Raw genomic sequence first — 25,729 nt, 5'->3', positions numbered from 1 at the left:
TGAAAAATAGTTATTTATAGTTTCTTATTTTAAAGGGTGAAATTTTATGAAGGAGTTTCGATTTTCGTGGTATGTTTTACTAGATGATCAGAATGGAATCGAAGGGGGATCTTTTGTTCGAGGAGAAAAAATTGAAGATGAAATGCATCGAATAAAAGAAAAACTTAGTAAGGAATATTATGTGAGACCGTCTTCGGTTTATATTTTTGAATCAAGTGAAATTTAAATAAGATATTGTAAATTTTGAAAGCTGTATAACTAGTTATAAAGTTATTCTAGAAAAACAAAAAAGGCTTCCTAAGAAAGCCTTTTTGAATAAAATTATTTGCCTACTCCATTAAAATTAGTATAACCTGCAGCGCGATCAGCTCTCTTAAATTCCTTTGCATATAATACTTCTTGAGTAGAACTTAAATTACGTCTCGTTTTATCTTTTCGTTTATCCACAAAAAACACCTCGCTAAGTTATAAAATCCTTAGTAAGTCTCTCCATTTTTTGTGGCTGATATACTAAATTATGCTTCTTTTAAATGCGTAACTTCATGTTGTTGGTAATCTTCACGCATTGTATGCAATAAATAATTGTCTTTAGTGATTTCAAATAAATCGTAAATTTCTTCATTTTGATTAATTTCATTATATAAACATTTACGTGATTCATTTGCTAATGATGCGTAGGGTAGTTTACTTGCAGCATAAAAAGAGCGTTTATTAACTTTACGAATACGCATAAAAATAGAGTTTATTCCTAAATCGTGAAATAACTCATGGAAGAATGTGTCTTTTGCTGGTTTGTTATAACCCATTCCGTGAAAAGGTTTGCCTAACCACGTTCCTAAAAAGCCATATCCATCTTCAATATCATGTAAAGAAATGTTACCAATAGGGTTACCCCACTCATCTAAGATTGTTCTTGATATCATTTTTCCTTGTTCTTCTAGTTCGATTGCCTGCTTTGTGATAAATAGAAATTCTTCGTACGAATTTGCTTTATGGCGCACAAAGGGAAAGACATCAGGATGCACCATAAGTTCAAAAAGTACAGAACAATCTTGTAAATCTCGCTGTTTCAGCATCTCTACTCCTCCTCATAATAAGGGTAGCGAAAGAAGGTTACGCCACCCGCGAAATTTTTGTGAGGACTAAACAATAAAATTTAAAGTCCTGTGAAGTGCATTAAATATGAATAGATTAAGAATAATTTTTTAATGCACCCTAAAATTTCGGGGTGGGAATCGAACCCACTAGGACCAGCGATTTACTGGTGGCTCACCATTTGCCTTTCCCGTTAAAATACTATATAAGAAAAGTGTTTTCACACTTTCTATTTAATTTACCGCAAACGTTCTTACTATACTATAATAAACGATTTTGTTCAAATTGCAAACTAAAATTATTCGATATTTTTATACACAATTCTACCATCTATGACAGTAAGTAATGGTTTAGCCATATAATGAAACGGATGATGGGACCATAACACTACATCACCATCTTTACCAATTTCTAAACTACCAATTCTATGAGATAAATTAAGATTTTTTGCTGGATTAATCGTAATTGCTTTTAATGCTTCTAGCTCAGGTAAACCTTCTCGAACTGCGATAGCTGCACATACATTTAAATACTGAATTGGCGTATAAGGGTGGTCAGTTGTAATTGAAACACTTACCCCAACATCAGCAAGAGCTTTGTATGTAGTCCAGGATTTATTTTTTAATTCGATTTTTGAACGTCTAGTTAATGTAGGACCAACAGATACTTGAAGGTTTCGATCCTTTAGATGGTCAATAATTAAATGACCTTCCGTACAATGTTCAATTCGTACATCTAAGTTGAATTCTTCGCCAAAACGTATAGCTGATAAAATATCATCTGCACGATGAGCATGAATTCGTACTGGAATTTCTCTATTTAAAGCTTTAATAATTGGTAAAATTCGAAAGTCATCTGGGTTATGCGAGTTTTTAGCTTCATAGAATGCTTCACGAAGCATTCCCATAATACCCATTCTAGTAATTGATTCTTTATTCCCGTTACTGTGAGTTCTTTTTGGATTTTCACCAAAAGCGATTTTCAATCCAGACGGTTCTTGAATAATCATTTTATCGACACTTTTACCATATGTTTTAATTGTACAAGTTGTTCCACCAATTACATTTCCACTACCAGGCATGATATGAACTGTTGTAATTCCATGTTGGATCGCATCAGTAAAAGCAACATCAAGTGGCAATATCCCATCCATTGATCGAATATGTGGAGTCAGTACCTCAATTGTTTCGTTCGCATCATTTCCAGCCCAACCAGTTCCTTCATCATATAGTCCTAAATGAGTGTGTACATCAATGAAACCTGGAAAAAGTGGTTTTCCTGCACATTCTATGACAATCGTTTGATCTTCAATCGAAAAAATCTCAGGTGCAATTTCTTTAATTTTCCCATTTTCAATTAACAAATCATGATTATATAAAACTTGAGATGTAATGGGGAAAATGGTTGCATTTTTAAATAATAGATTCATGATAAATCCTTTCAAATACTAATTTAAAGTTAACTGTAAAGCTTCTTTTAAAGATGGGAATTGAAAGTTATAATTAGTTTGAATGGCTTTAGAAGGCATAACTTTTTGACCTTCTAAAACTAGCATACTCATTTCACCTAGTAATAATTGAAGGGCAAAATTTGGAACTTTTAATTTATTTGGTCGATGTAAAGCCGCTGAAAGGGTTCTGCTAAACTCGTTCATTGTTACTGGATTAGGTGACACTAAATTGATTGGCCCCCTAATTTCGGTATTTTTTATCAAATGAAGTATTAAGCCAACAACATCCTTCTCATGAATCCAAGATATCCACTGGGTACCTTTTCCGATTGGACCACCAATAAACAATTTATAAGGCAAAATCATTTTTGGAAGTGCTCCACCGTTTAATCCTAAAACAAGACCAAATCTGGCGAGAATAGTCCGAATTCCCAGTTCTTCAGCTTTTTTGGCAACAGTTTCCCATTCTCTAACAGTTGATGCTAAAAAATCATTTGAAATAGGCTTGTCATGTTCATTAAAAGTTATTGACCCTGAGGTTCCATAAAACCCTATTGCGCTAGCATTAATAAAAAGGTTTGGACGATGGGCTTGTCTTTCAAACCATGTAATTAGAATATTTGTTGATTTTATACGACTTTGTAGAATTTTGTCTTTTAATTGTTTAGTCCACCTACCGCTGTTTATTGATTCACCAGCTAAGTTAATGACTATGTCAATGGACACCCCAAAAGAATTCGAGGTTAATTGATCCCAATTAATATAAGTAATAAATGGATTAGATGATGTTCTTATATTTCTTGTGACAATATAACATTGAAATTCATGTCGAATAAATTCATTTATTAATTGAGATCCAATAAACCCTGTACCGCCTGTAAGAAGAATCTTCATCCACGCATCTCCTTAATTCATAATATGATATTATTATTTTTATGTGTACATAAAAACAAAATTTCTTTTGAGGTAAATTATGTCTATAATTACGAAAATTCAAGTTCAAAAATTAAATAAAGAACGATTTAATATTTACACAGATAGTGGCAATGGTGAAGAGTATTCGTTTAGTGTAGATGCTGATACTCTTGTTAAATTTAACATAAATAAGGGGCAATCATTTGAGCCATTTGAACTAGAAGAAATATTAAATGCCGATCAACTTAGAAAGGCATATCTTTCTAGCATTGTTTATTTATCTAGAATGATGAGAACAAAAAAAGAAATAGAACAATATTTAACAAAGCAAGAATTCTTGATTGATATAATACAAACTACAATTATTCGGCTTGTAGAAGAAGGGTATATTAATGAAGAAAAATACGCTGAAAGTTATGTCCGTACGTCTATTAATACGACGTTGAAAGGACCATCAATCATTAAGAATGAATTATTAGCAAAAGGTATTCATAATTCTGTAATAGAGAAAAGCTTAACTTTATTTTCAAAAGATAAACAAATTCAACATGCTATTTCACTATGCCAAAAAAAGGTTTCTGCACTTTCGAAGTACTCAACAAATCAAAAAAAGGCAAAGCTTGAAGAACTGTTAAGAAGAAAAGGATATTCTACTAACATCATTTCGATTGCAATTGAAGAAACACATTATGAAAGTGAAGAAGATGATGAATTACAAGCTCTATTAATACATGCTAGAAAAGCGAAAAAGAAATATGAAAAATTTAGCGGTTGGGAATATAATCAAAAAATGAAAACAGTATTATTTCGAAAAGGTTTCCCAATTGATCTAATTCAAAAAGCGATTTTAATTTTAGAAGAGGAAGAACTAAATTAAATTTGTTGAAGTCTGTAGACAAAAAGCTTGATTTTCAGATTGATTGGAAGCGTTTGTCGACAGTCTGAAACTAAATTAATTGGTTGTCTGTTATTAGCTTGATATAATAAATATATCTAAATGATTTAGAGGAGACTTAAAATGGAAATTCCAAAACGATATAGTGACTTAACGAAAGATGAATTAGTTCAAGAAATCAGCAATTTGAATCATCAAGCTAGAAAAGCTGAACAAATGGATATGATTAATGAACTTGAAGTTATACTTCGTAAAAAAACGATGGCTCAATCATATTTATTAGACGCAAGTCAGTTTATTCCTGGCGAGCAATATGAATTAATTGAAGAACCTGGTGTATTATTTATGATCACATACATGAATGGTATTTTTGCTTGGGGTCATAAAAGCACTAGTGAAGAAGAAATAGGAATCCCAATCGCATTATTAAAGAAACAAGGAACGAACTAATTCAAAAATATAAAATTCGGACTGATTGAAAACGCTTTGTCTTCTCAGGGTAAGAATGTAATGAATTTTATAATCGAGCGTTTGGCGGGCAGTCTAAAACCAGGGACGAATTGCCCCTGGCTTTTTCAAATTTAATAATTAATCATTACTAGGATCACTTTTTGCCATTCTTCTTTGTGGACTTGTATTTATTTGACCGTTAGGACGTTTAGAAGCATTTTTTGATTTATAATCGATTGATCCGTCAATTTTCATATCATGTTTTTGTGCTGAAAAATGTTCGCTTTTTGTTGTCATTAAAAAAACCCCCTAGTGATTAAAACTAATTGATGAAATGAACCATCATCAATATGATGACCATTTTGAATTCAGATATGATTATAATAAATGTTTAAAAATTGGAAGGTGTAATAATATGGAGAAGTATTTAGAACAATTAACTGAGCTATTACTTAAAGAAAATAGCCATTTAACATATTCACAAGCAAAAATTTGGGTTGAATGGCTATGGGAAGATTTTGAAGCAACTTATGCTAAGGCTGGAGAATATCATGGTGAACAAATGTCTAAAAAGGTTGTTCAACAATTTATTTTCCAATATGGAAAATATTTGCATGAAACAGATATCAAAATTGCAAAGCCACCAGGTTTAGAAATTATAGAAACGAAAGAGAAGGATAATCTTCTTCATTAATTAAATAACCCTTAGCAAAAAATTGCTAAGGGTTATTTTTTGATTAGAGGATAAAACGAATGGATTTTCTTTAACTGACTCGTTTTTCAAGATTCCACTTTTAGTTTTTTCTGCAATTTTTTCTCACTAAAGATCCAGCCCGTGAATGAACTGATAATATTATGTTCGTAGTCGAATTTGACTACTGCAACAAATGGGTAGTATGTTTCGGTTCGATACCTTAGATCGATTAGTCTTAATTCTTTATGGTCGTCATGTCCAATCAATTCCCAAATGTAAACTGGTGAAAATGCTAGAAATGATTTAACGTTTTCATCCTTAAAGGCTGCTTTTACGTCTTCAATGACTGGTAAAGGGATTCTTTTAAATACGTCATGGATTTTAAAGATTCTTTTCTTTATTTTGCCAACGTAATGATGAGAATCTGTACTTGCTACAATATGATAATGAGTGTATTTTATAGAAGGTGAAACATAGACACGTTTTACATCGGGTAATTTTTTTGTGACGGTCTGAATCACGATTTGTTTTTGTCGATATCTAAACGCATAGTAAAAAATCATAATGAAATAGAGCATGACACAGATCGGACCAGCTCTAAAATGAAAAATAACAAATGGAACTCCAACTAAATGGATTGCAAAAATAATTGGATCGAAAGTGTTGATAATGCCAAAAGCAATCCAGCGTTTTGAAAATGGCCTTAGTGCTTGGGTTCCGTAGGCATTAAATAAATCAACGAATACGTGCACACTTACTGCCAGGAAAGACCAGAATAAATAGAGTCCATAGTGATCTCTATGGTTAAATAATGTCATAAGGGCAGAAAGTGATAATGTCCATAAAATGACTGCTGGAATTGAATGCGTAATTCCACGATGATGTTTTAAATATTTTGCGTTATTTCTTAATTTTAATATCGTGTCACTGTCTGGTAATTGTGATCCAATGATTGTTGTTAATAAGAGTGAGTTTGTCAAATGTGGATCATGTAGGACAATTGGACTCAGGGTTGCTAATCCGCCAAGTGTAAATCCCATTACTAGATGAGTACCAGTATCCATTTAGTTCCTCCCTTTACTTACCCTTTTAATTTTTATAGTATTGAGTATTAACAAAAACATATAGATGTTAGAGAAAGGTATAAGTTATGAATAATGATTTAAATAAGACATTAGAAGTTTTCCCCAAAAATGACTTTAAAAATAATTTAGTTAATTGGTTTTTAGCAGAACAGAGAGATTTACCTTGGAGAAAGAATAAAGACCCATTTCGAGTATGGGTTTCAGAAATAATGCTTCAGCAAACACGTGTAGATACAGTAATCCCTTTTTATAATAAGTTTATGCAAAATTTCCCTACTATTGCTGACTTGGCGAATGCCGAGGAAGAAAAAGTATTAAAAGCATGGGAAGGGCTTGGTTATTATTCTAGAGCTAGAAATTTGCAATCGGCTGTACGTGAAGTCCATGAAGAGTATTCAGGGAAAGTACCAGATACACCGGAATTAATAAGAAAATTAAAAGGCGTAGGACCATATACTGCTGGAGCGATCCTTAGTATTGCATACGGTAAACCAGAGCCAGCGGTTGATGGGAATGTAATGAGGGTATTATCGAGAATATTAACAATTTGGGAGGACATTGGTGTTCCTAAAAACCGAAAAATTTTTGAACAAGCTGTAAGAGCTTTAATAAGTCATGAAGATCCATCTGCCTTTAATCAAGGTTTGATGGAGTTAGGTGCATTAATATGTACGCCAACAAATCCAGCATGTTTACTTTGTCCTGTGAGGGAACAATGTTTAGCTTTTGAAACTGGAGTTGTTACTGAGTTACCGATAAAAAGTAAAAAGAAAGCACCAAAACCAGTTAATTTAGCAGTAGGTGTCATTAAGAATAAAAATAACCAATATTTAATTCAACAAAGACCTTCTACTGGATTACTTGCTAATATGTGGGAGTTTCCAACTGCAGAATTACGATCAACGATGTTATCTAAAAGCGATACACTTAGCTTTTTCTTAAATCAAGAATCTCAATTAGTAGTTGAAGGGTTATCTTATCAATTTAATATTGAGCATGTTTTTTCACATCTTGTATGGAAAATGGAAGTTTATGTTGGAGAAGCAATAAATGAGGGTAGTTTATCAAGTAATCAGAAATGGGTAACATTAGAAGAGTGTAAAGAGCTGCCGTTTCCGGTAGTACATCAAAAGATTTATCAGGAAATCGAAAAGCTTTGAAACAAAAAGCCTCCAACAAAGTGTTGGAGGTTTTTGTGATTTGAGAGTCACTTAGTCAACAGTAGGGCGAGTACCACTAGTCCAGTCTGCCTCATTTCTATGAAGACCACCGCGTGATTCAATTTCATTTATTATTTCTTTTTGCATTGTGTTACCTTCAATATTTAAATAACCAGTAATTTGCTGAAATGAATGATGATAGTATTCCAACTCACTATCTTTCCACTGAGTTTTAGGAGTCATTGATAATTCTGAAAGATCTCTGCCAACGTACATAATAAGCCTCCTTATAATTTCTTTTCATAGTTTTCCACTCAACTGGTTCAATAAACAAAAAAATAAGTAAAGTTTTTTTACATAATAAACTGATTGATGGACATCATATTATTTGTGGAGGTGATAAATCATGAACAACAACAACAACAATCAATTCAATGCTGGAAAAACAGCATCTGGAACTAACATTGGAAAAGTTAAACAACAAAACCAAAGTTTTGGGCAAGAGTTTTCAAGTGAAACTGATGCTCAAGCTGTAAGAGAAGCGAACGCACAATCTGCACAAAAAGCTGCTTCTAAAAACTTTGGCCAACAAAACCAACAATAATACCTTAAAGAGGAATTACTAGAAGTGCGCTGTTGATGAGGAAAAGATAGTAAGTAAAGTCTTACTTTCTAAATTCATCTTCCTGTCTGATGAGAGATCATGCAGTCTAGTTGTTATAAAGAACGTTCAAAAAGAGCACCCTTATATTAAGGGTGCTCTTTTACCTACGTGTAATTTTAAGTCCAACATTTTAAATCCACATAGAATTATTAATTTCTTCTCAATAGTCAAATATCGTCAAATGTAGTCAAAGGGATTATGTTAGTTTTCAAGAAATAGTGTAATAATGAAATAAGGATGGTGAATGGTATGCAAGTATTCGATGAATTGGTAAGTCGTCAGCTTGAAACAATGGATCAGTTAATAAAGATTCAAGAAGAAATTGAACGATGTCAAGAAATTGAAAACCAACTATTTGAATTAGAGGATTTGTCAAAATTGTCTTCTATCCAAGATGAGATACATATAATGAGATCTGAATTAAAAGCTATCCAAGACACCTTTTTAATACAAACACAGCAAATTATTAAATCTTTCTCAGATGAGAGAAAAATTGCATTAAAATAAAAAAAACAATGGGGCATTTTACCAAATTAATCTCCCTTTTGTTTAAAAATGGATAAGAACTAGTTATAATAGAAGTGTAAAGTATAAATAAAGTGTTGAAATGCGTCCACACTAGAAAGAAGGGAGAAACAATGAACGTTCCCAAACCAGGAGAAAAAATACAGATACATAGTTACAAACATAATGGACATATTCATCGTATATGGGAAGAGACAACCATTTTAAAAGGGACGCAGCAGTTAGTAATTGGCGCAAATGATCGCACGCTTGTAACTGAATCGGATGGAAGAACATGGGTTACACGAGAGCCAGCAATTTGTTACTTTGATATGGATTATTGGTTTAATGTCATTGGAATGATTAGAGAAGATGGAGTTTATTATTACTGTAATATTAGCTCACCATTCGTCTATGAAGATGGTGCCATTAAGTATATTGACTATGATCTAGATATTAAAGTTTTTCCAGATATGACTTACGTGCTGTTAGATGAAGATGAATATGAGAATCATCGACAAATAATGAATTATCCTCCTATTATTGACCCAATCTTAAAAAAGAACTTAGGTTATTTAAAGGAATTAATTCATCAACGAAAAGGGCCGTTTGCTACCGATTTTATTGATAATTGGTATGAACGATTCTTAATGTATCGTGATTAATCGAAACTGTTGAGCGCCTTAGTCTTTTGAGAATCAATCATCTCAAAAAGATTGCTCAACAGTTTCTTTTTGAATGATATGAAAGGATGAAAATATGGGAAGTATTAAACGTTATTTAAAATTTGTTAAACCATATCGATTTCATATTTTTTTAACGATTGCGATCGGTATCATTAAATTTGGAATCCCATTGATAGTACCGTTTTTATTAAAATATGTAGTAGATAACATCATTAATTCATCGTTACCAATTGCAACCAAAAGTTCACATCTTATCTACATCATGCTAATTGCATTTGGAATTTTTGTTATTGTAAGACCACCTATTGAGTATTTCAGACAGTATTATGCTCAATATATCGGTAGTCGAATTCTATTTGACATTAGGGATCATTTATTTAAACATTTACAAAAACTTAGCTTAAAATATTATGCTAATGCAAAGACGGGTGAAGTCATTTCACGAGTAATAAATGATGTTGAATCTACTAAAGACTTTGTTATTACTGGGTTAATGAATGTTTGGTTAGATTTAATTACAATCTTAATTACAGTTACAATCATGTTAACAATGGATGTAAAGTTAACGCTTGTATCACTAATCGTTTTACCGTTTTATACATTAGCAGTAAAGTACTTTTTTGGTCGACTTCGATCTTTGACTCGTCAAAGATCTCAAGCTTTAGCTGTTTTACAGGGGTTCTTAACAGAAAGAATTCAAGGTATGCAAGTAACACGAAGTTTTGCATTGGAAGATTATGAAAGTGGACTATTTAAAGAAAAAAACGGTGAGTTTTTAGACCGTGCTCTTAAACATACAGGCTGGAATGCGAGAACGTTTACAATTATTAATACTTTAACTGATATTGGTCCATTATTAATTATCGGTTTTTCTGCATATCAAGTTATTCATGGTCATTTAACGCTTGGTGAGATGGTTGCATTCGTTGGGTATATTGATCGTTTGTATGATCCACTTAGAAGATTAGCGAATTCTTCAACTGCGTTAACACAATCGTTTGCATCAATGGATCGTGTCTTTGAATTAATGGATGAAAAATATGACATCGTTAATCGTGATAATCCAATCAATGCCAAAAAGTTAGACGGTCAAATTCACTTTAATCAAGTATCGTTTCAATATAATGCTGTTGATGATGAGGTCATTCAAGATGTAACTTTCCAAATTGAGCCTGGTCAAAAAATTGCATTGGTTGGATCTAGTGGTGGAGGAAAGTCTTCATTAGTTAGTTTAATACCACGTTTTTATGACGTAACAAAAGGGTCTATTAAAATTGATGGTGTCGATATAAGGGACTATGATTTGAAAAGCATGCGAGAAAAAATCGGTATTGTTTTACAAGATAATTTTCTATTTAGTGATACTGTAAAATCGAACATTCGTTATGGGAATCCAAGTGCTAGTGAAGAAGAAATTATTGCGGCTGCCAAAGCAGCCAATGCACATGATTTTATCATGAGTTTACCGGATGGATACGACACGCTTGTTGGGGAAAGAGGAGTAAAGCTTTCTGGTGGTCAAAAACAACGTGTAGCAATTGCCCGTGTATTTTTAAGAAATCCTTCTATTCTAATATTTGATGAGGCTACTTCTGCTCTTGATTTAGAAAATGAAAGGTATATTCAAGACGCGATTCATGAACTAGCACAGAACCGTACAACAATATTTATTGCACATAGATTATCTACCATTACACATGTAGATAAAATAGTTTATATTGATCAAGGTCAAATTGTCGAAATTGGTTCTCATGAGGAATTAATGGCTAAAAAAGAAGCTTACTATCATTTGTTTGAAATTCAAAATTTAGAGATTAGTTCGAGTTCGGTATAGAAGTTTAGCACAAAGAAATTAGTTTTCTTTGTGCTTTTTTATTTGTAGAACTGAACTGCAAATAAGTACGTGAAAATCGCAAATAAGGGGATTACGTGCGCAATTAAATAAGGGGAAGTTGCAAATAAACAGCCAGCTGCAATTAAAATTCGAAAATCGCAAATAAAATTGGCAGAAATGCAATTAAAATTCAAGAATCGCAAATAAAATCTGCAAAACTGCAATTAAAATTTCAAGAATCGCAAATAAGAAAAATAATTACCCATACTGGTAAATGTATTTCCTACGAATAATTGCACAAGAAGATACTCTTAATAGGAAAAACTAGCAATATTAGTCTAATTACTCTCAAATCGATCTGAAAATAGATAAAAAACGGCTAATTATCTATGGCAAGGATTGAAAAAATCAACATCAAATAAAGAACGCCGTCGAGATACCCCACTTCTCAAAACAAAAAACCTCCGCAATTCGGAGGCTTTTACATTGTTTCAACCTGATCAACTTGAACTTGGTATTCTTTGTGATAAGTTTGATGGCTATCTACGAGTGTATTTAAATGCTCAACATTTTCGCTATATTCTAAAATGGCAGATACTACTTGGAATAAATGTAACCATGTTTTTTGTTTTTCTTCGTCATTAATATCATGGTGGTCCAAGAATGCCTTTGTTAATTTATCTTTTAATATATTTTCTTCTCTATGAAGTGGAGCAGTTTGATCAAAGTTTACTTTGCCGATTAATTTCATTAAAGCATGTTCGTGAAATTGTATTAAACATGTTAGTTCATTTTTTACTAAATCTTGGAACTCTTTCGGAGATGCGTTAATTTCATATTCTAATCGGTTTAAAGCTTTTAACGTATCAAATGCGTTATCGGCTGTGATAAGCATTTGTCTAAACAATACGATTTTACGAGATTTTTCATGCTCTTTTTTCTTACGACCAACAAGAATGATTCGGTCTTCTTTGTATAAGCGATATATTTTCGTAACATTTCTCATGATTTCTTTTAATTGATAAATTTCATCTTTTAAACCATTATGGCTAACAGTTTTGTGTAGAGCCATCATCATTAGTTTATTTGTTTGTTCAGTAATCGAAATCATGCCACGAGATAATTTTTTTTCGTAATTTGGAGGCATTAAGAAAATATTTACAAATGATGCAGCTAAAACACCAATCGTTACTGCCAAAATACGATCGAAAGTAAAAATGGCAAAGTGTTCGGTACTTGTACTTACCTCCATAATAACGACTACAGTAACCAGTGTTGTAGCAATTGTATTTTCGAGTTTTAGTTTTAATGTAATGATAATCACGAGAATACATGTAAAACCTATAATTACTGGATTATTCCCTAGAGTAATCACTGCAATAATTGCCAGAATCGCACCAATCAAGTTAGCCTGAAGTTGTTCAATTAACGATTTATATGATTGGTTTACTGATGATTTTAATGCCGAAATAGCAGAAATACCTGCAATCGAAGCTGTTGATAAATCAAAAAACATCGCGCTATAAATGGCGAGCGTAATGGCTATACCAGTTTTTAGAACACGCGCTCCTAATCTCATTGTATTACTCCTTTTTGTTTGTCTAGCTTAATGCTTGTAATGAAATATGAACGTTTAACTATATTACTACTAAACTACTATTTATTACATCGAGTGTTTTTCAAAATTGCTACAATTAAAAGTAACTTTTATTTTTTTTCTCATGTAACATCCTGTAACTATACAATGAACTACACGCATTATCAATACAAATTTTTAAGAAATTTTGTTAATTATATGAATGGGGAAGAAGATTAAATTATTAGTTAAATTAAAAGATTTTGAACTTAAAAATGAAAGAGCTTTACTATTAAATAAGGTGGTAGAACTATGAAAAAAGAAGCGAAATTTTTCGCTTCTTTTTTATAATATCATTCAGTTGAAACAGACGGATCCGCTTGTTCTTTTTTAGGTTTAATTTGTAAGAAGTTTTGTTCAATATCGTCTAATAAACTTTGAACAAATGCAGCTTCGTCTTGTTGATTATGCTGCGTTAAAAGTGATATATATTTCACTAACAATTCATTTAGATCGTTTTTACCAGTTTCATCGACCGGTACAATACTTACACTTGCACCTTTTGCGATTCGATTTTGGTAAGCATCCTTAGTAAGACCTAATTCAGATGAGTTTCGAACGTAAATTACTCCGCCAGTCATACCCGCACACATCCATGGACCCGGATCTCCTAGAACAACTGCACGACCACCAGTCATATATTCAAAAGCAAATCCGTTTATATTTGCTTTTGCACCAAGGCGAGTTTTCTGTGAAATAGGTTGACTAGATAGGTTATGGCCACCAATTACTACATCGGCTCCTGATAAACGAATGCCTGCACGCGAGTCAGCATTACCTTGGATAAAGAATTGTCCTTTTTGTGCTCCGTATGCAAAGCATTTTCCGACCGAACCACCAAAGTGTTGTCCGTTAGCACCTAAAGCTTTACTAATAAAAATCGTTCCACCAAAAGCAGTTTTCGCTACACCATCTTGAGCTCCGCCTTGAACGAATATAGAATAATCTTCTACTGTATAGGTTCCTAAGCCATTTCCAGGAATGGATTGATCCTCGAAGTTAATCTCGACAGGGGAAGCTACACCTTGCGTTTGTTTTTTTACTACTAGGTCATGGATTAATAAGCTACCGGCATGTCGATATTCATTGTCAACCTTTGCATAAACTCCAACGTCATTACTTTGAAGTACTTTAGCAGATTCTCCATTCGAAAGTACATATTCTTTAGCCTCAATTTTATTAGTAGATAATAAATTAGTTAAACTTAGCGTATCTAAAAATCTTGTTTGTTTTAGGAATTCAGTTTTACCAACAAGCTCTTGCGCATTTTTTACTCCTAATGAACCAACAATCACTTGCAATTCATCTTTGAATGCAGTGAAGAATTGAACTAAATTTGTTACTGCTGTTTCAAGTTGTCTAGGTGTGAATTTTCGTAAACCGTGACGCATTGCTTCTATTTCTGATTCGATTTGTGTTGCAATACCAACGTGGCATGTATCTAAATGACAACCACGACATGTCGTACAACCGATTGCAATCATTGATAAAGTTCCAAAGCCGATTCGGTTTGCACCTAAAATCATCATTTTTACTACATCATTTACGCTTTTCATTCCGCCATCAGCCCAAATTTCGACAGAATTACGTAAACCAGATTCTAGTAGTGCATTGTGGGCTGCCCGAACACCTATTTCAACTGGTAAACCTACATTTTGAATTGCATGAACACGGGCAGCACCAGTTCCTCCATCAAACCCACTAATATTTATAAAGTTTGCACCCGCTTTTGCAATACCAACAGCAATTGTACCGATATTAGGAACAACAGGCACTTTTACAGCAACTTTTGCTTTAGGATTAACAGCTTTAATTTCACTAATCATTTGAGCTAAATCTTCAATTGAATAAATATCATGATTATTTGAAGGTGAAATTAAATCAGAACCAAGTGTTGCATTTCTCGTTTCCGCAATTTTTTGTGTAACCTTTGAAGCAGGTAAATGACCACCTTCACCAGGTTTTGCACCTTGACCGATTTTAATTTCAATTAAGTTAGAAGAGTGAAGTAAATTAGCATTAACCCCGAATCGACCCGAAGCAATTTGCTGTCCACGAGTGTTTGGATATTTGCCAATCATATCTTGGATTTCTCCACCTTCACCATTTAAGCTAATCATATTTAGTCGATTAGCGCCTTCAGCGTATGCTCTGAAAGCAACTTCATTTTGGGATCCAAATGACATAGAACTGATAATAAATGGTAGTGAGTGAGTACCTATTTCTAATGAAACTTGACATGAATCAACTGGTTTACTACTCTCAACTAAAGAAAGCGCATGCCGTACTGTAGTTGGTCGCTCTTCTTCAATTTGATTTAATTTTTGACGGTATGTTTCATAACTACCGGTTTGTGCTGTTTCTCCAATAGCTTTCCAAATTCGAGGGAATACATGGAAAGATTTTGGCATTGCTGCGTTATTTGCGTTGTAATCTTCAGAACGTTTTTTCGAATCAGCCTCTAACAATTTGAATCCAGAAACTGTTTGGTCACCGAAGAAATTTATTACACCTAAAGACGAAGAGATATCTTCTTGTAATCCAATGCTACTGAACATTTTTGCATAGCCTCGTAGTTCATGCATACCGATTGTTGAAATAACTTTTTCGATTCCTTTATTTAAAACATCATAAAGTTTTACTATTTTTTCAGGAGCTTCCAATTCTGAAATTGTTCCAAAAAGGAAATGAGGATTAATTGCATCTGCTCCTAAACCTTTCATTACCATTAAATCGTGAAGATTACGGACTGCAGCTGTCTTTAAGACAATCGAACAGTTTCTTCTTAACCTAGCATTCACAAGTCCATTATGGATTATTGCTGTAATAAGAGCCGGATCAATCCAGTATTGATTATTTTTATGAGCCTCGTCATCGGTAATAACAATACATTCTGCACCATTTTTTACAGCTTCTACTGCTTCGTATTTATATTGAGACAATGTTTCTTCTAAAGGTAAATTAGAAAATGTACTTTGAATTGTATAAAGTTTATTTTCTAATTGATATAGATTTAGAATTTCTTCATACGAAATTTGTTGACGACTAGCTTTTAGTGTATTTCCTACAAAACCATCACTTAATATCGGAGAAGGGAGCTGTAGTACAATTCCTGAATCTTTCTTTGTAATGGATGGCCTTTTTCCTAATATGACAGAAATAGAAAAATGCTCTGTTTCACGATCACGATCGATTGCAGGGTTCGTTACTACTGCAACTGTTTCTTTCATAAAATCAGAAAGATTTTTTCTAGCTTCATCTAAACATGCTAGTGGTGCGTCGTGCCCTAAAGAACGAATAGGTTCTGCACCTTTTTCTGCCATTTGTTCAACTAATTGGATTTGTTCCTTTTGCCATCCAAAAGCTCCATATTCAAACGGATGAATTGAAGGAGGTGAGTGTTCAACGTAATCAGCTGAATTTGCTTCTTTATTTGCTAGATTCATCGTTAATTTTTCGTTTAGTTTCGATGTAACGAAATGCGTTAATTCACGGTGTGTTAATAGTTGAGCTCGGTCTTTTAGTAAATTAATACCGACTTTTTCTCCAGGCGAAAGGGCATGTGGCTCAGATATAAATAATTCTGGAGAAAGGATGCCTTGCTCAGATGAAAATACATGATAATCATTTGTTTCAAGCAACCAAACCGGTCGTAAACCTAAAGCGTCCACACTAGCGACAAATTCATTTCCTTCTCTTGTAAGTACACCTGCGGGACCTTGACAATATGGACCGAATGTACTTCGAATCGTATTGTAAATGGAGTTTACTTCTTGGTCTGATTCATATTCTGCAGGTACAGGTGGGAATAATAATTCCATTGCTTCTTTCAAAGAGTAGTTATATTTATGAATAAGCGTTTCAAGTGTTATATTTACATCTTGGGAATCACTATTTCCATGCTTAATATTTGCGCCAATTTGTTTTGCTTCAATTCTTAATTGCTCAATTGTATTAATTTCTCCATTATGTGCTAGCATGCTAAATGGTTGAACTCTTGAAAACGAAGAAGATGTGTTTGTTGAGTAGCGATTATGACCTACCACAACAGATGATTGAAAATTAGGATGTTGTAAATCTGAATAGTATGACAATAAAGTGTCGATTGTTCCCATTACTTTATAAACGCAAGTTGATTGACTGAGAGAAACAACAGTTACATTTGTTTTTTTGCTTATAATATTTGTTAAATCAAATAGAGTTGTGCTTTGGTGATTTTTAATTGGGAGTAATGCTACTTGTAAAAACTCAGGTTCTACTGCTTGTGCGATCGGACCAAGTGCTGAAGTAAAGGTTTGATTACAACTATGATATAAGGTTTCATAACCGTTTTCTTCAATAATTTGAAGCAAAGTTTGTATTTCTGATTTTTCATTTAAAAAGAAATGTCCAACTGTAAATGAAGGGTGTGAAACGACTTCTGGACTAATTCCTACAGATGTAAGTTTTTCTTGCCAGAGTAGAGTGGGGATGTCAGTCTGAATTCCTACACCATCACCTTCACCGTTCGTAAATCCCGCTCGATGATTCATCTTTCGTAAACTTTCGGCAGCAATATCAATCGTTTCTCTTGTTTGAGTTATAGAACGATTGATAAAGGCAACGATTCCACATGCATCATGTTCGTTATTGTAATAATCTCTAAATAAACCTGGTGACCATTCTGTTTTTGTTTGAAATTTCATTTAACTACCTCCTATTTATATCGAAAAAATTGATTATTCTGAATTAACTATGTATGAATAGAGGTCACTTCAAGTTGTAGTGACCTCAGATATATCATAGTTTAATCGTAGATAATTTTAGGAATGCGTTCCCAACAGCGTTAATTGTTTGGTGAACATCTTGTTCAGTATGAGCTGTAGTTAAGAACCAAGCTTCATATTTTGATGGTGCTAGATTAATACCTTCTTCTAATAGAAGTTTAAAAAATCTACCGAAAACTTCTCCATCGGATTCTTTTGCTTCTTCATAATTCGTTACTTCGTCAACATTGAAATAAACTGTTAATGCACCTTTTAAGCGGTTGATTTTTATATGGATGTTGTGCTCATCTGCTTTTTCTTGAATACCTTTTTCAAGAATAGCACCTAGACGATCTAATTCTTCATAGACACCTTCTTGTTGTAATACTTCAAGACATGCAATACCAGCTGCAATTGATGCTGGATTACCTGCCATAGTACCAGCTTGATATGCAGGACCAAGTGGGGCAACTGTTTCCATAATTTCTTTTTTACCACCATAAGCTCCGATCGGTAAACCACCGCCTATAATCTTACCAAGAGCTGTTAAGTCCGGTTCAATTCCTAATAAGTTTTGTGCGCCTCCATACATAAATCTGAAGGCAGTTATTACTTCATCATAAATGACTAATGCACCATGATTGTGCGTAATTTCATTTACAGCTTCTAGGAACCCTTCTTGCGGTTCAACGATTCCGAAGTTACCGACGATTGGCTCAACAAGTACACCAGCTACTTCATGACCCCATTTTTCCATTGTTTCTGCATATGCCTCAATGTCATTAAATGGAACTGTAATCACTTCATTAGCTATACTTTGTGGTACACCAGCGGAATCAGGAGTACCAAGAGTAGATGGCCCAGAGCCTGCAGCAACAAGTACTAAATCTGAATGACCGTGATAGCATCCAGCAAATTTAACGATTTTAGTACGACCAGTGTATGCTCTCGCTACACGAATAGTTGTCATTACGGACTCAGTACCTGAATTTGTAAATCTGACTTTATCCATACTAGGAATCGCTTCTTTAAGCATTTTTGCAAATTGTACTTCAAGTTCATGAGGAGTACCGTAAAGGACACCATTTTCTGCTGCTTTAGTGATTGCAGCTGTAATATGTGGGTGAGCGTGGCCAGTGATAATAGGACCGTATGCTGCTAAATAATCTATATATTGATTGCCATCAACATCCCAAAAATATGCGCCTTTTGCACGCTTCATTGTGACAGGAGCTCCGCCACCAACTGCTTTAAACGATCTTGAAGGACTGTTTACTCCTCCAACGATGTGTTCTAAAGCTTCATTATGTATTACAATTGACTTTTGATTATTCATGGAGTACCTCCCATTATTGATAAAAAAATGAAAGAATTTAACCGGCATCTTTACATTATTTATGTGGTTAAATTACATTCTAGCACGAAATTTTAGCGCGTGGTAAATGTAAGCCTTTACAAGTTGAAAAGAAATTTGAACATTTTGTAGAATCTATATTTTTCACAAAAATAGTCCGAAAAAATTGGAAACTACTTTTTAGTACTTTTTTATTGTACTTAGTTCGTATTTCAAATACACTAAGCGACGGAATAAAAAATGGAGGCAGTCTTATGGAAAACATAATCGAAGTTCAAAACTTACACAAAGAATTTAAAACTTTCTTGAGTCGCTCTGGTGTAAAAGGTGCATTTAGAGATTTGTTTACAAGAAACTATAGAACAAAAACAGCCGTTAATAATATAAACTTTTCTGTAAAAAAAGGTGAAATGATGGCTTATATCGGGGAGAATGGTGCAGGGAAGTCGACTACAATTAAAATGTTGACGGGAATACTGACACCTACTTCTGGTAATGTAACAGTTAATGGATACCACCCTCAAAAAGAACGAGAGCGTTTTGTTAAATCAATAGGTGTTGTATTTGGGCAAAGATCTCAATTATGGTGGGATATTGCTGTACAAGAATCATTTCGATTACTAAAAAAAGTTTATCAAATACCAGATAAACAATATGAAGAACATATGGGTTATATCATTAAGACTTTGGATATTGAGCCTTTATTAGATCAACCTGTAAGAAAGCTATCTTTAGGTCAAAGAATGAGATGTGAATTAGCAGCTGCTTTAATTCATAATCCACCTTTATTATTTTTAGATGAGCCAACAATTGGATTAGATGTATTAGTAAAATTAAAAATTCGCGAGTTTTTAAAAGAGTTAAACCAAAAATATGGGACAACAATTCTTTTAACAACCCATGATATTTCTGATATTGAGGCACTTTGTGATCGAGTAGTAATGTTAGATGAAGGGAAAATCATTTATGATGGAAAACTTGAACAGTTAAAGGGGCAATGGGGCGAAGAAAAAGAAATTCAATTCCAGTTTATTAAGCCTGTCAATCATAATACATTGAATGAATTAATCGGACGAGCTGATGTAAAATGGAAGGAAGAAGAAGGCGAGAATATTTGGAGTGTTACATTACCGAATGATGAAACACTTATTTCTATGATTATCGCAAAAGTAGTTCAATCAAATCCTGTTAAAGATATGAAGATGTTAGAGATTTCTACAGAAGAAATTATACGAAACATCTACCAAGAAGGTATTAGTAATGAGTAAGTATATTGAAATCATTCGAATCCGTTTTTTAATGATGTTAGCGTATCGTACCAATTATTACACCGGGATTGTTATTTATACGATTAATATAGGTGCTTATTACTTTTTATGGAAAGCGATTTACGGTCACCAAGGATCAATTCAAGGTGTTTCAGTAAACCAGATGACTACTTATGTAGCGATTGCTTGGATGGCAAGGGCGTTTTATTTTAATAATCTTGACCGTGAAATTGCTGAAGAAATTGTAGAAGGTAAAGTAGCAATAGAACTTATTAGACCTTATAACTATTTACTTACCAAAGTGATGCAAGGGTTAGGTGAGGGGATTTTCAGATTCTTTTTCTTTTCAATTCCAGGCTTTATTATAGTTGCTTTAATTTTTCGTTTAGATGTTTCATTTAATTTAAAAACTTTAGGTTTATTTTTAATTGCTTCGATTTTCAGTTTTGCAATTAATACACAATTGAATTTATTAACAGGGTTAATGGCATTCTTCCTTCAAAATAATATGGGATTTATTCAAGCTAAACGTGTCATTATTGATTTATTTTCAGGTTTAACGATACCGATCACGTTCTTTCCGGTTTGGGCACAAGATGTAATGAAGTACCTACCATTTCAAGGGATCAGCTATATTCCTAGTATGATTTTTGCTCAAGGCATAAAAGGTGAATTGATTTTAAGAGGCCTTTTATTCCAAGTAATTTGGATTATTATATTATGTATCCCTATTATCCTTATATGGTATAAAGCTAAAAAGCATCTTGTTATACAAGGAGGTTAAAGAATGTTTTATTTAAATATATTTCTTCAATATTCAGGTCAATATTTAAAAACGAAATTACAATATAGAGCAAATTTCTTTTTATCATTTTTATCAGATTTGATGGCTCAGGCTGTAAATTTAATTTTTATATTATTAGTTTTCAATCATACTTCACTTATTGAAGGATGGAACCGAGATGAAATTGTATTCATTTATGGGTTCTTTTTAGTTCCGTTTGCTCTCTTTGCTTCATTTTTTAATATATGGGATTTTAATGATCGTTACATTGTAAAGGGAGAGTTTGATCGTATTTTAACTCGACCAATTCATAGTCTTTTTCAAGTTGTATTAGAGAAAATGGAGTTAGAATCTTTACTAGGTGCTATTACTGGATTGATTATTATGATCTATGCCGGTTTTAAATTAGGACTTTCAATCACTTGGTATGATCCATTTTTATTTCTAGTAATGGCTTTTGGTGGAATGTTTGTTTATGCCGGTATCTTTATTGCATTAGCAAGTATCGGTTTTTGGTCAGATGCAAGAACGTCAATTATGCCGTTAATGTATAATATAGGAAACTATGGTCGTTATCCGATTAATATTTATCATCCAATCATTCGCTTTGTATTAACATGGATTTTACCATTTGCATTTGTTGGTGTTTATCCAGCTGCATATTTTCTACGTAGAAGTGAATGGTATGTCTATTCATTTTTAACGCCAGTTATGGGATTAGTTGTTTTTGTTATATCTGTGTTAATTTGGAACCAAGGTGTAAAAAAATATAAAGGTGCTGGTAACTAAGCAGTATTCTATTTCAATAGCTTGTTTCATAAATTGAAATGAGGTGATTGGAATGGGAACTGCTTTTTTCTTTTTTATTTCTATATTTACGATTTTGTATAGTCTAGTGTATTTATGGAATACTTCAACTACAAAAGTTAATAAAAGTCTTATTTCAATTAATAATTACATTCTTTTATTTTTAATATATGGAACGGTACTTATAGGCTTTAGCGCAGTGTATTTTATATTGGAGCGAGGGCCACATCCAATTTTAATTGAGCATTCTATTCCTATTGAAGGGACTAATTACAATATAATGGGGTTATGCTTATACTTTAGCGCAATCACCCTTTTGTCCGTAGGCTATGGGGATATTGTACCAGTGGGGATCGGAAGATGGGTTGCTATGGTTGAAGCGCTCATCGGTTATACGATGCCAGCGGCTTTTGTTTTACAAGTATTTAAAGAAGAACGTTAATATGTATGATTAAGGAGATTATTATGACAGTTGAAATTGGAATGAAAGCACCGGAATTTACTTTACCAGCAAGTAATGGAGAAGATGTAACTTTATCAGACTTTAAAGGTAAGAAAGTAGTTCTTTATTTTTACCCAAAGGATATGACACCAGGTTGTACTACGGAAGCTTGTGACTTTAGGGATTCATATGAAAGGTTTATGAATAGTGGAACTGTCATTTTAGGAATAAGTCCTGATCCTATAAAAAGACATGAAAAATTTATAGAAAAACATCAATTACCATTTTTATTACTTTCCGACGAAACAACTGAAGTTGCAAAGTTATATGATGTTTGGAAGTTAAAGAATAATTTTGGTAAGGAATATATGGGAATAGAACGTACAACATTTTTAATAGATGAAGAGGGTTGTATCGAAAATGTATGGCAAAAGGTTAGAGTAAAGAATCATGTTGAAGATGTTTTTAGTGTAATTAATCGTTCTTAAAATTTGTACAAACTAATTTGGGTCAGTTAACTTGATTTATCTTAATTTTTTTTGAGAAAGAATCGTTTTATCTAAAATAATCGAGCTTTTCGTCTATACCTATATTGCTTTAGGGAATATATTGGAGTATAGGGCATACCTCCTCAGATGATAGCATTTTGAAGTGCGAGAGAATTCTCGCACATTTTTTTGTTTTGGTATATGGAATACAAGTAATGGCTAATTTTTTTTTAGAAATTCTCAAAAAGTTGACAAATATTCTTGCAGTTGAATAAACTAATAATAAGTAATTAATTTTGGAACTATTTTAAAGAAACGGGGAGAGCGGCGTTGCATAAGGAAAATATTCAAGATGCAATTTTACATTTAAAGAATAGCGGCGTACGTATTACACCTCAGAGGCATGCAATTATAGAATATTTAATAGGAAGTGGAACACATCCAACTGCTGATGAAATCTATAAAGCACTTGAGGGAAAATTTCCAAATATGAGTGTGGCAACAGTTTACAATAATCTCAGAGTATTACGTGAAGTAGGAATGGTTAAAGAATTAAACTTCGGTGATTCTTCTAGTCGTTTTGATTATATAACAACTGATCATTATCATATTATTTGTGAAATATGTGGTGAAATGAATGACTTTCATTACGACGGGTTAGAAGGAATCAATCTTTATGTTGAAAAGGAAACGGGATTTGAAGTAACCAATCATAGAATGGAAGTATACGGTATTTGTCCTAAGTGTAAAGAAAAAACATTATCATAATAAAGCACATTACATAATTGTAATGTGCTTTATTTATTATGCTATTGTTTAGCATCTCGTTTGCTATTATATTTTTCATTAAATTCTTTTCCTTCTAATGAAGGATCTAATGTAAGTGGCTCATTACAATACATACAGATGTCAACTTTACCAAGCATTTTAGTCGTTTTGTTACAATTCGGACAGATAACTTGAATTGTTTTTGTAGACAGCATTCCGATCCAAAAATAAACAACTGTACTACCAATAATCGCTAAAAATCCCACAAGCATAAAGATCGTCATGACAATCTTATGCTCTCTGAAAAATACACCACCATACATAATGATGAAGCCAATAAATAATAATGAAAGTGCAAACGTTCTTATATTATTAATTTTACTACTTTTCTTTTTTGCCACTTTGTCCCACCCCATTCATTGTAAATATAGCATAAATGAGATAGGAAATGTTAGTGCTAACATGGAAAACAATTCGAACTTATTTACTGGAATGATTTTAGTTGATGAATTTTGAATTTAAGCTAAACACAGGACATTTCTCACATTAATTAATTGGTATTATGATCAGATGGTACTTGGTTTATTTTCAACTTTTTGTTAAAAAAATGAATTGGGAGATATAAAATCAAAAAATAGGGGATAAGAATTAAGCCTAATACAATTAAGTAATATGGCCATGGACCAAAAAAGTCTAGCAAGTTTGCTTCGGTAGGTTTAGCTCTTAAAAATAGGTAGTTTCCTTTAATGACATAATCCAGTAAGTAAATAGGTATAGCTAATAAAATTAAATAAAGGAAGGACTTTAATAGTGAACGGAGAGTCGGAGTATATCCAAAGATAAACGTCATATAACAAATAGAAATAATGATTCCTCCGTGGGTAATGAAAAATTGTATATATTTAAAATGAGGAAAGCTATATTTGATATCTGGAGTAAGTACAGCTTGGATAGCCCCAGCCAATCCCCAAAAATAGATAATCTCATATATTTTATAATTTTTTGTAATGAGTGTATAACAGCTTAGATACATACTTATACCGCATAGTTGGAGAGGTAATGAATCGCCCCAATCCCACTGGTTCGTTTTAATTAGCCATCCATATAATAGAAATTCAACTGTAAGCATTGAGACGATTAAAAGAGTTCGGATGAATAAATCTACTTTTTTCTTATTGTTTATTAAATTTCTGAAGTAAAACAAACAGATAAGAAGTAGGAGAATGATTAATAATGTAATAATATGTTGCTTTGAAAACAATACAAAACCATTCATTATTTACACCTCTCTCAATTCGGATAGATGATATTGAACAATTCACTACTGCTAGGATCCTTTTATTGTACTTTTTTAAGTGTATTCAGCTTGTTTGTATTAAAGTATTATGACTTACTATTTGTATGTCCAAATCCAGGTGTATTCTTTTTAGAAAAGAGTTTTCATCTTTTTTGAAAAAAACTTATAAAAAGTGTTGACGGTGTGAATTATCGATGTTATATTATTCTATGTCGCCAAGAGATGACGGCGTCGAAAGAAAAAAGATTTTAAAAAAATGTTGACAGGCTCTACTGAGAATGTTAATATGAAAAAGTCGCCAATGACGCGACGAAGTGAACTTTGAAAACTAAACAAAACATGAAGTAAACGTCAATTATTAGTTTTTTGAGCAATACAAGATTTAAACTTAACTTTAATGGAGAGTTTGATCCTGGCTCAGGACGAACGCTGGCGGCGTGCCTAATACATGCAAGTCGAGCGGACTAATGGGAGCTTGCTCCCGTTAGTTAGCGGCGGACGGGTGAGTAACACGTGGGCAACCTACCTATAAGACTGGGATAACTTCGGGAAACCGGAGCTAATACCGGATGACATAAAGGAACTCCTGTTCCTTTATTGAAAGATGGCTTCTGCTATCACTTATAGATGGGCCCGCGGCGCATTAGCTAGTTGGTGAGGTAACGGCTCACCAAGGCGACGATGCGTAGCCGACCTGAGAGGGTGATC

The 25,729-nt window shown here is 33.1% G+C and carries 27 protein-coding genes and 1 rRNA gene; 16 read left to right on the top strand and 12 right to left on the bottom strand.

What is annotated here, in order from left to right:
* The first annotated feature begins 46 nt into the window (after positions 1–46).
* A complete protein-coding gene (locus tag ACFVR2_RS14640; protein ID WP_387331783.1) occupies positions 47–226 on the top strand; it encodes a hypothetical protein in 180 nt (59 codons plus the stop codon).
* 95 nt (positions 227–321) lie between these two features.
* Here the strand turns inward: ACFVR2_RS14640 and ACFVR2_RS14635 are convergent, their stop codons facing one another.
* From ACFVR2_RS14635 to ACFVR2_RS14620, 4 genes are all read right to left on the bottom strand, one after another.
* A complete protein-coding gene (locus tag ACFVR2_RS14635; RefSeq protein WP_156339631.1) occupies positions 322–447 on the bottom strand; it encodes a YfhE family protein in 126 nt (41 codons plus the stop codon).
* Positions 448–515: 68 nt separating this feature from the next.
* A complete protein-coding gene (locus ACFVR2_RS14630; RefSeq protein ID WP_387362867.1) occupies positions 516–1,076 on the bottom strand; it encodes a GNAT family N-acetyltransferase in 561 nt (186 codons plus the stop codon).
* A gap of 317 nt (positions 1,077–1,393) precedes the next feature.
* Complete coding sequence (locus ACFVR2_RS14625) at positions 1,394–2,524, bottom strand: amidohydrolase (protein ID WP_387362865.1); 1,131 nt, start codon at positions 2,522–2,524, stop codon at positions 1,394–1,396.
* Between the two features lie 18 nt (positions 2,525–2,542).
* Positions 2,543–3,439 carry a TIGR01777 family oxidoreductase gene (locus ACFVR2_RS14620; RefSeq protein WP_387362863.1) on the bottom strand — a complete coding sequence of 299 codons (897 nt, stop codon included), beginning with the start codon at positions 3,437–3,439 and terminating at the stop codon, positions 2,543–2,545.
* 79 nt (positions 3,440–3,518) lie between these two features.
* Between ACFVR2_RS14620 and recX the strand changes: the two genes are divergently transcribed.
* Complete coding sequence (gene recX, locus ACFVR2_RS14615) at positions 3,519–4,337, top strand: recombination regulator RecX (RefSeq protein WP_387362862.1); 819 nt, start codon at positions 3,519–3,521, stop codon at positions 4,335–4,337.
* 141 nt (positions 4,338–4,478) lie between these two features.
* Positions 4,479–4,805, top strand: a complete 327-nt coding sequence (locus ACFVR2_RS14610; protein ID WP_387362861.1) for a YfhH family protein — start codon at positions 4,479–4,481, stop codon at positions 4,803–4,805.
* A 138-nt stretch (positions 4,806–4,943) separates the two neighbouring features.
* Here the strand turns inward: ACFVR2_RS14610 and sspK are convergent, their stop codons facing one another.
* On the bottom strand, positions 4,944–5,102 hold the full coding sequence (gene sspK, locus ACFVR2_RS14605; protein WP_387362860.1) for a small acid-soluble spore protein K: 159 nt from the start codon (positions 5,100–5,102) through the stop codon (positions 4,944–4,946).
* Between the two features lie 118 nt (positions 5,103–5,220).
* Between sspK and ACFVR2_RS14600 the strand changes: the two genes are divergently transcribed.
* Complete coding sequence (locus tag ACFVR2_RS14600; RefSeq protein WP_088014818.1) at positions 5,221–5,499, top strand: YfhJ family protein; 279 nt, start codon at positions 5,221–5,223, stop codon at positions 5,497–5,499.
* A gap of 86 nt (positions 5,500–5,585) precedes the next feature.
* Here ACFVR2_RS14600 and ACFVR2_RS14595 read toward each other — a convergent pair whose 3' ends face one another.
* The gene (locus ACFVR2_RS14595) at positions 5,586–6,563 is read right to left on the bottom strand and encodes a metal-dependent hydrolase (protein WP_387362857.1); all 978 of its coding nucleotides are present in this window, start codon (positions 6,561–6,563) and stop codon (positions 5,586–5,588) included.
* An 86-nt stretch (positions 6,564–6,649) separates the two neighbouring features.
* Between ACFVR2_RS14595 and mutY the strand changes: the two genes are divergently transcribed.
* A complete protein-coding gene (mutY, locus tag ACFVR2_RS14590; protein ID WP_387362855.1) occupies positions 6,650–7,744 on the top strand; it encodes an A/G-specific adenine glycosylase in 1,095 nt (364 codons plus the stop codon).
* Between the two features lie 51 nt (positions 7,745–7,795).
* On the opposite strand, the gene ACFVR2_RS14585 is transcribed toward mutY, so the two are convergent.
* A complete protein-coding gene (locus tag ACFVR2_RS14585) occupies positions 7,796–8,020 on the bottom strand; it encodes a cytosolic protein (protein WP_335414617.1) in 225 nt (74 codons plus the stop codon).
* A gap of 130 nt (positions 8,021–8,150) precedes the next feature.
* Between ACFVR2_RS14585 and ACFVR2_RS14580 the strand changes: the two genes are divergently transcribed.
* The 4 genes from ACFVR2_RS14580 (at position 8,151) to ACFVR2_RS14565 (ending at position 11,432) form a co-directional block, all read left to right on the top strand.
* Positions 8,151–8,348: a gamma-type small acid-soluble spore protein gene (locus ACFVR2_RS14580; protein WP_387362853.1), complete on the top strand. Its 198-nt coding sequence runs from the start codon at positions 8,151–8,153 to the stop codon at positions 8,346–8,348.
* A gap of 309 nt (positions 8,349–8,657) precedes the next feature.
* Positions 8,658–8,915: a YgaB family protein gene (locus ACFVR2_RS14575; RefSeq protein WP_025671838.1), complete on the top strand. Its 258-nt coding sequence runs from the start codon at positions 8,658–8,660 to the stop codon at positions 8,913–8,915.
* Positions 8,916–9,046: 131 nt separating this feature from the next.
* Positions 9,047–9,577, top strand: coding sequence for a nucleoside tri-diphosphate phosphatase (ntdP, locus tag ACFVR2_RS14570; RefSeq protein ID WP_025671837.1), 531 nt, complete (start codon positions 9,047–9,049; stop codon positions 9,575–9,577).
* A 94-nt stretch (positions 9,578–9,671) separates the two neighbouring features.
* The gene (locus ACFVR2_RS14565; RefSeq protein ID WP_387362850.1) at positions 9,672–11,432 is read left to right on the top strand and encodes an ABC transporter ATP-binding protein; all 1,761 of its coding nucleotides are present in this window, start codon (positions 9,672–9,674) and stop codon (positions 11,430–11,432) included.
* Positions 11,433–11,913: 481 nt separating this feature from the next.
* Here ACFVR2_RS14565 and ACFVR2_RS14560 read toward each other — a convergent pair whose 3' ends face one another.
* The 3 genes from ACFVR2_RS14560 to ACFVR2_RS14550 form a co-directional block, all read right to left on the bottom strand.
* The gene (locus ACFVR2_RS14560; RefSeq protein ID WP_387362848.1) at positions 11,914–13,011 is read right to left on the bottom strand and encodes an FUSC family protein; all 1,098 of its coding nucleotides are present in this window, start codon (positions 13,009–13,011) and stop codon (positions 11,914–11,916) included.
* 350 nt (positions 13,012–13,361) lie between these two features.
* Positions 13,362–17,753, bottom strand: coding sequence for a glutamate synthase-related protein (locus ACFVR2_RS14555; protein ID WP_387362846.1), 4,392 nt, complete (start codon positions 17,751–17,753; stop codon positions 13,362–13,364).
* 94 nt (positions 17,754–17,847) lie between these two features.
* A complete protein-coding gene (locus ACFVR2_RS14550; protein ID WP_387362844.1) occupies positions 17,848–19,149 on the bottom strand; it encodes a glutamate-1-semialdehyde 2,1-aminomutase in 1,302 nt (433 codons plus the stop codon).
* 272 nt (positions 19,150–19,421) lie between these two features.
* Here ACFVR2_RS14550 and ACFVR2_RS14545 point away from each other — a divergent pair, with 272 nt between their 5' ends.
* From ACFVR2_RS14545 to ACFVR2_RS14520, 6 genes are all read left to right on the top strand, one after another.
* Positions 19,422–20,435, top strand: a complete 1,014-nt coding sequence (locus ACFVR2_RS14545; protein ID WP_387362842.1) for an ABC transporter ATP-binding protein — start codon at positions 19,422–19,424, stop codon at positions 20,433–20,435.
* Positions 20,428–21,219: an ABC transporter permease gene (locus ACFVR2_RS14540; protein ID WP_387362840.1), complete on the top strand. Its 792-nt coding sequence runs from the start codon at positions 20,428–20,430 to the stop codon at positions 21,217–21,219. Before ACFVR2_RS14545 ends, ACFVR2_RS14540 begins: the two co-directional genes overlap by 8 nt.
* Positions 21,220–21,222: 3 nt before the next feature.
* Positions 21,223–22,008, top strand: coding sequence for an ABC transporter permease (locus tag ACFVR2_RS14535; RefSeq protein WP_387362838.1), 786 nt, complete (start codon positions 21,223–21,225; stop codon positions 22,006–22,008).
* 52 nt (positions 22,009–22,060) lie between these two features.
* Positions 22,061–22,468 (top strand): potassium channel family protein, encoded by a 408-nt coding sequence (locus ACFVR2_RS14530; RefSeq protein ID WP_387362836.1) that lies wholly within the window; start codon positions 22,061–22,063, stop codon positions 22,466–22,468.
* Between the two features lie 23 nt (positions 22,469–22,491).
* Positions 22,492–22,956 (top strand): thioredoxin-dependent thiol peroxidase, encoded by a 465-nt coding sequence (gene bcp / locus ACFVR2_RS14525; RefSeq protein WP_387362834.1) that lies wholly within the window; start codon positions 22,492–22,494, stop codon positions 22,954–22,956.
* Between the two features lie 330 nt (positions 22,957–23,286).
* Positions 23,287–23,724: a Fur family transcriptional regulator gene (locus tag ACFVR2_RS14520; RefSeq protein WP_387362832.1), complete on the top strand. Its 438-nt coding sequence runs from the start codon at positions 23,287–23,289 to the stop codon at positions 23,722–23,724.
* Between the two features lie 41 nt (positions 23,725–23,765).
* Here ACFVR2_RS14520 and ACFVR2_RS14515 read toward each other — a convergent pair whose 3' ends face one another.
* Both ACFVR2_RS14515 and ACFVR2_RS14510 read right to left on the bottom strand, forming a co-directional pair.
* On the bottom strand, positions 23,766–24,125 hold the full coding sequence (locus tag ACFVR2_RS14515; protein WP_091023209.1) for a YgzB family protein: 360 nt from the start codon (positions 24,123–24,125) through the stop codon (positions 23,766–23,768).
* Positions 24,126–24,274: 149 nt separating this feature from the next.
* The gene (locus ACFVR2_RS14510) at positions 24,275–25,000 is read right to left on the bottom strand and encodes a YwaF family protein (RefSeq protein ID WP_387362830.1); all 726 of its coding nucleotides are present in this window, start codon (positions 24,998–25,000) and stop codon (positions 24,275–24,277) included.
* A 415-nt stretch (positions 25,001–25,415) separates the two neighbouring features.
* On the opposite strand from ACFVR2_RS14510, the gene ACFVR2_RS14505 reads away from it, so the two are divergent.
* Positions 25,416–25,729: ribosomal RNA gene (locus ACFVR2_RS14505) — 16S ribosomal RNA — on the top strand; the annotation flags it as partial.

Origin of the sequence: Gottfriedia sp. NPDC057991 (assembly GCF_042886615.1) — a bacterium.
Lineage (GTDB): Bacteria > Bacillota > Bacilli > Bacillales > Bacillaceae_G > Gottfriedia.
The sequence above is the reverse complement of the archived record's forward strand: the minus strand, read 5'-3'. Positions and strand labels throughout refer to the sequence as shown.

Coding starts and splice junctions, on each gene's coding strand:
- ACFVR2_RS14640 (WP_387331783.1), top strand. CDS start 47: ATGAAGGAGTTTCGATTTTCGTGGTATGTTTTACTAGATGATCAGAAT.
- ACFVR2_RS14630 (WP_387362867.1), bottom strand. CDS start 1,076: ATGCTGAAACAGCGAGATTTACAAGATTGTTCTGTACTTTTTGAACTT.
- ACFVR2_RS14625 (WP_387362865.1), bottom strand. CDS start 2,524: ATGAATCTATTATTTAAAAATGCAACCATTTTCCCCATTACATCTCAA.
- ACFVR2_RS14620 (WP_387362863.1), bottom strand. CDS start 3,439: ATGAAGATTCTTCTTACAGGCGGTACAGGGTTTATTGGATCTCAATTA.
- recX (WP_387362862.1), top strand. CDS start 3,519: ATGTCTATAATTACGAAAATTCAAGTTCAAAAATTAAATAAAGAACGA.
- ACFVR2_RS14610 (WP_387362861.1), top strand. CDS start 4,479: ATGGAAATTCCAAAACGATATAGTGACTTAACGAAAGATGAATTAGTT.
- sspK (WP_387362860.1), bottom strand. CDS start 5,102: ATGACAACAAAAAGCGAACATTTTTCAGCACAAAAACATGATATGAAA.
- ACFVR2_RS14600 (WP_088014818.1), top strand. CDS start 5,221: ATGGAGAAGTATTTAGAACAATTAACTGAGCTATTACTTAAAGAAAAT.
- ACFVR2_RS14595 (WP_387362857.1), bottom strand. CDS start 6,563: ATGGATACTGGTACTCATCTAGTAATGGGATTTACACTTGGCGGATTA.
- mutY (WP_387362855.1), top strand. CDS start 6,650: ATGAATAATGATTTAAATAAGACATTAGAAGTTTTCCCCAAAAATGAC.
- ACFVR2_RS14585 (WP_335414617.1), bottom strand. CDS start 8,020: ATGTACGTTGGCAGAGATCTTTCAGAATTATCAATGACTCCTAAAACT.
- ACFVR2_RS14580 (WP_387362853.1), top strand. CDS start 8,151: ATGAACAACAACAACAACAATCAATTCAATGCTGGAAAAACAGCATCT.
- ACFVR2_RS14575 (WP_025671838.1), top strand. CDS start 8,658: ATGCAAGTATTCGATGAATTGGTAAGTCGTCAGCTTGAAACAATGGAT.
- ntdP (WP_025671837.1), top strand. CDS start 9,047: ATGAACGTTCCCAAACCAGGAGAAAAAATACAGATACATAGTTACAAA.
- ACFVR2_RS14565 (WP_387362850.1), top strand. CDS start 9,672: ATGGGAAGTATTAAACGTTATTTAAAATTTGTTAAACCATATCGATTT.
- ACFVR2_RS14560 (WP_387362848.1), bottom strand. CDS start 13,011: ATGAGATTAGGAGCGCGTGTTCTAAAAACTGGTATAGCCATTACGCTC.
- ACFVR2_RS14555 (WP_387362846.1), bottom strand. CDS start 17,753: ATGAAATTTCAAACAAAAACAGAATGGTCACCAGGTTTATTTAGAGAT.
- ACFVR2_RS14550 (WP_387362844.1), bottom strand. CDS start 19,149: ATGAATAATCAAAAGTCAATTGTAATACATAATGAAGCTTTAGAACAC.
- ACFVR2_RS14545 (WP_387362842.1), top strand. CDS start 19,422: ATGGAAAACATAATCGAAGTTCAAAACTTACACAAAGAATTTAAAACT.
- ACFVR2_RS14540 (WP_387362840.1), top strand. CDS start 20,428: ATGAGTAAGTATATTGAAATCATTCGAATCCGTTTTTTAATGATGTTA.
- ACFVR2_RS14535 (WP_387362838.1), top strand. CDS start 21,223: ATGTTTTATTTAAATATATTTCTTCAATATTCAGGTCAATATTTAAAA.
- ACFVR2_RS14530 (WP_387362836.1), top strand. CDS start 22,061: ATGGGAACTGCTTTTTTCTTTTTTATTTCTATATTTACGATTTTGTAT.
- bcp (WP_387362834.1), top strand. CDS start 22,492: ATGACAGTTGAAATTGGAATGAAAGCACCGGAATTTACTTTACCAGCA.
- ACFVR2_RS14510 (WP_387362830.1), bottom strand. CDS start 25,000: ATGAATGGTTTTGTATTGTTTTCAAAGCAACATATTATTACATTATTA.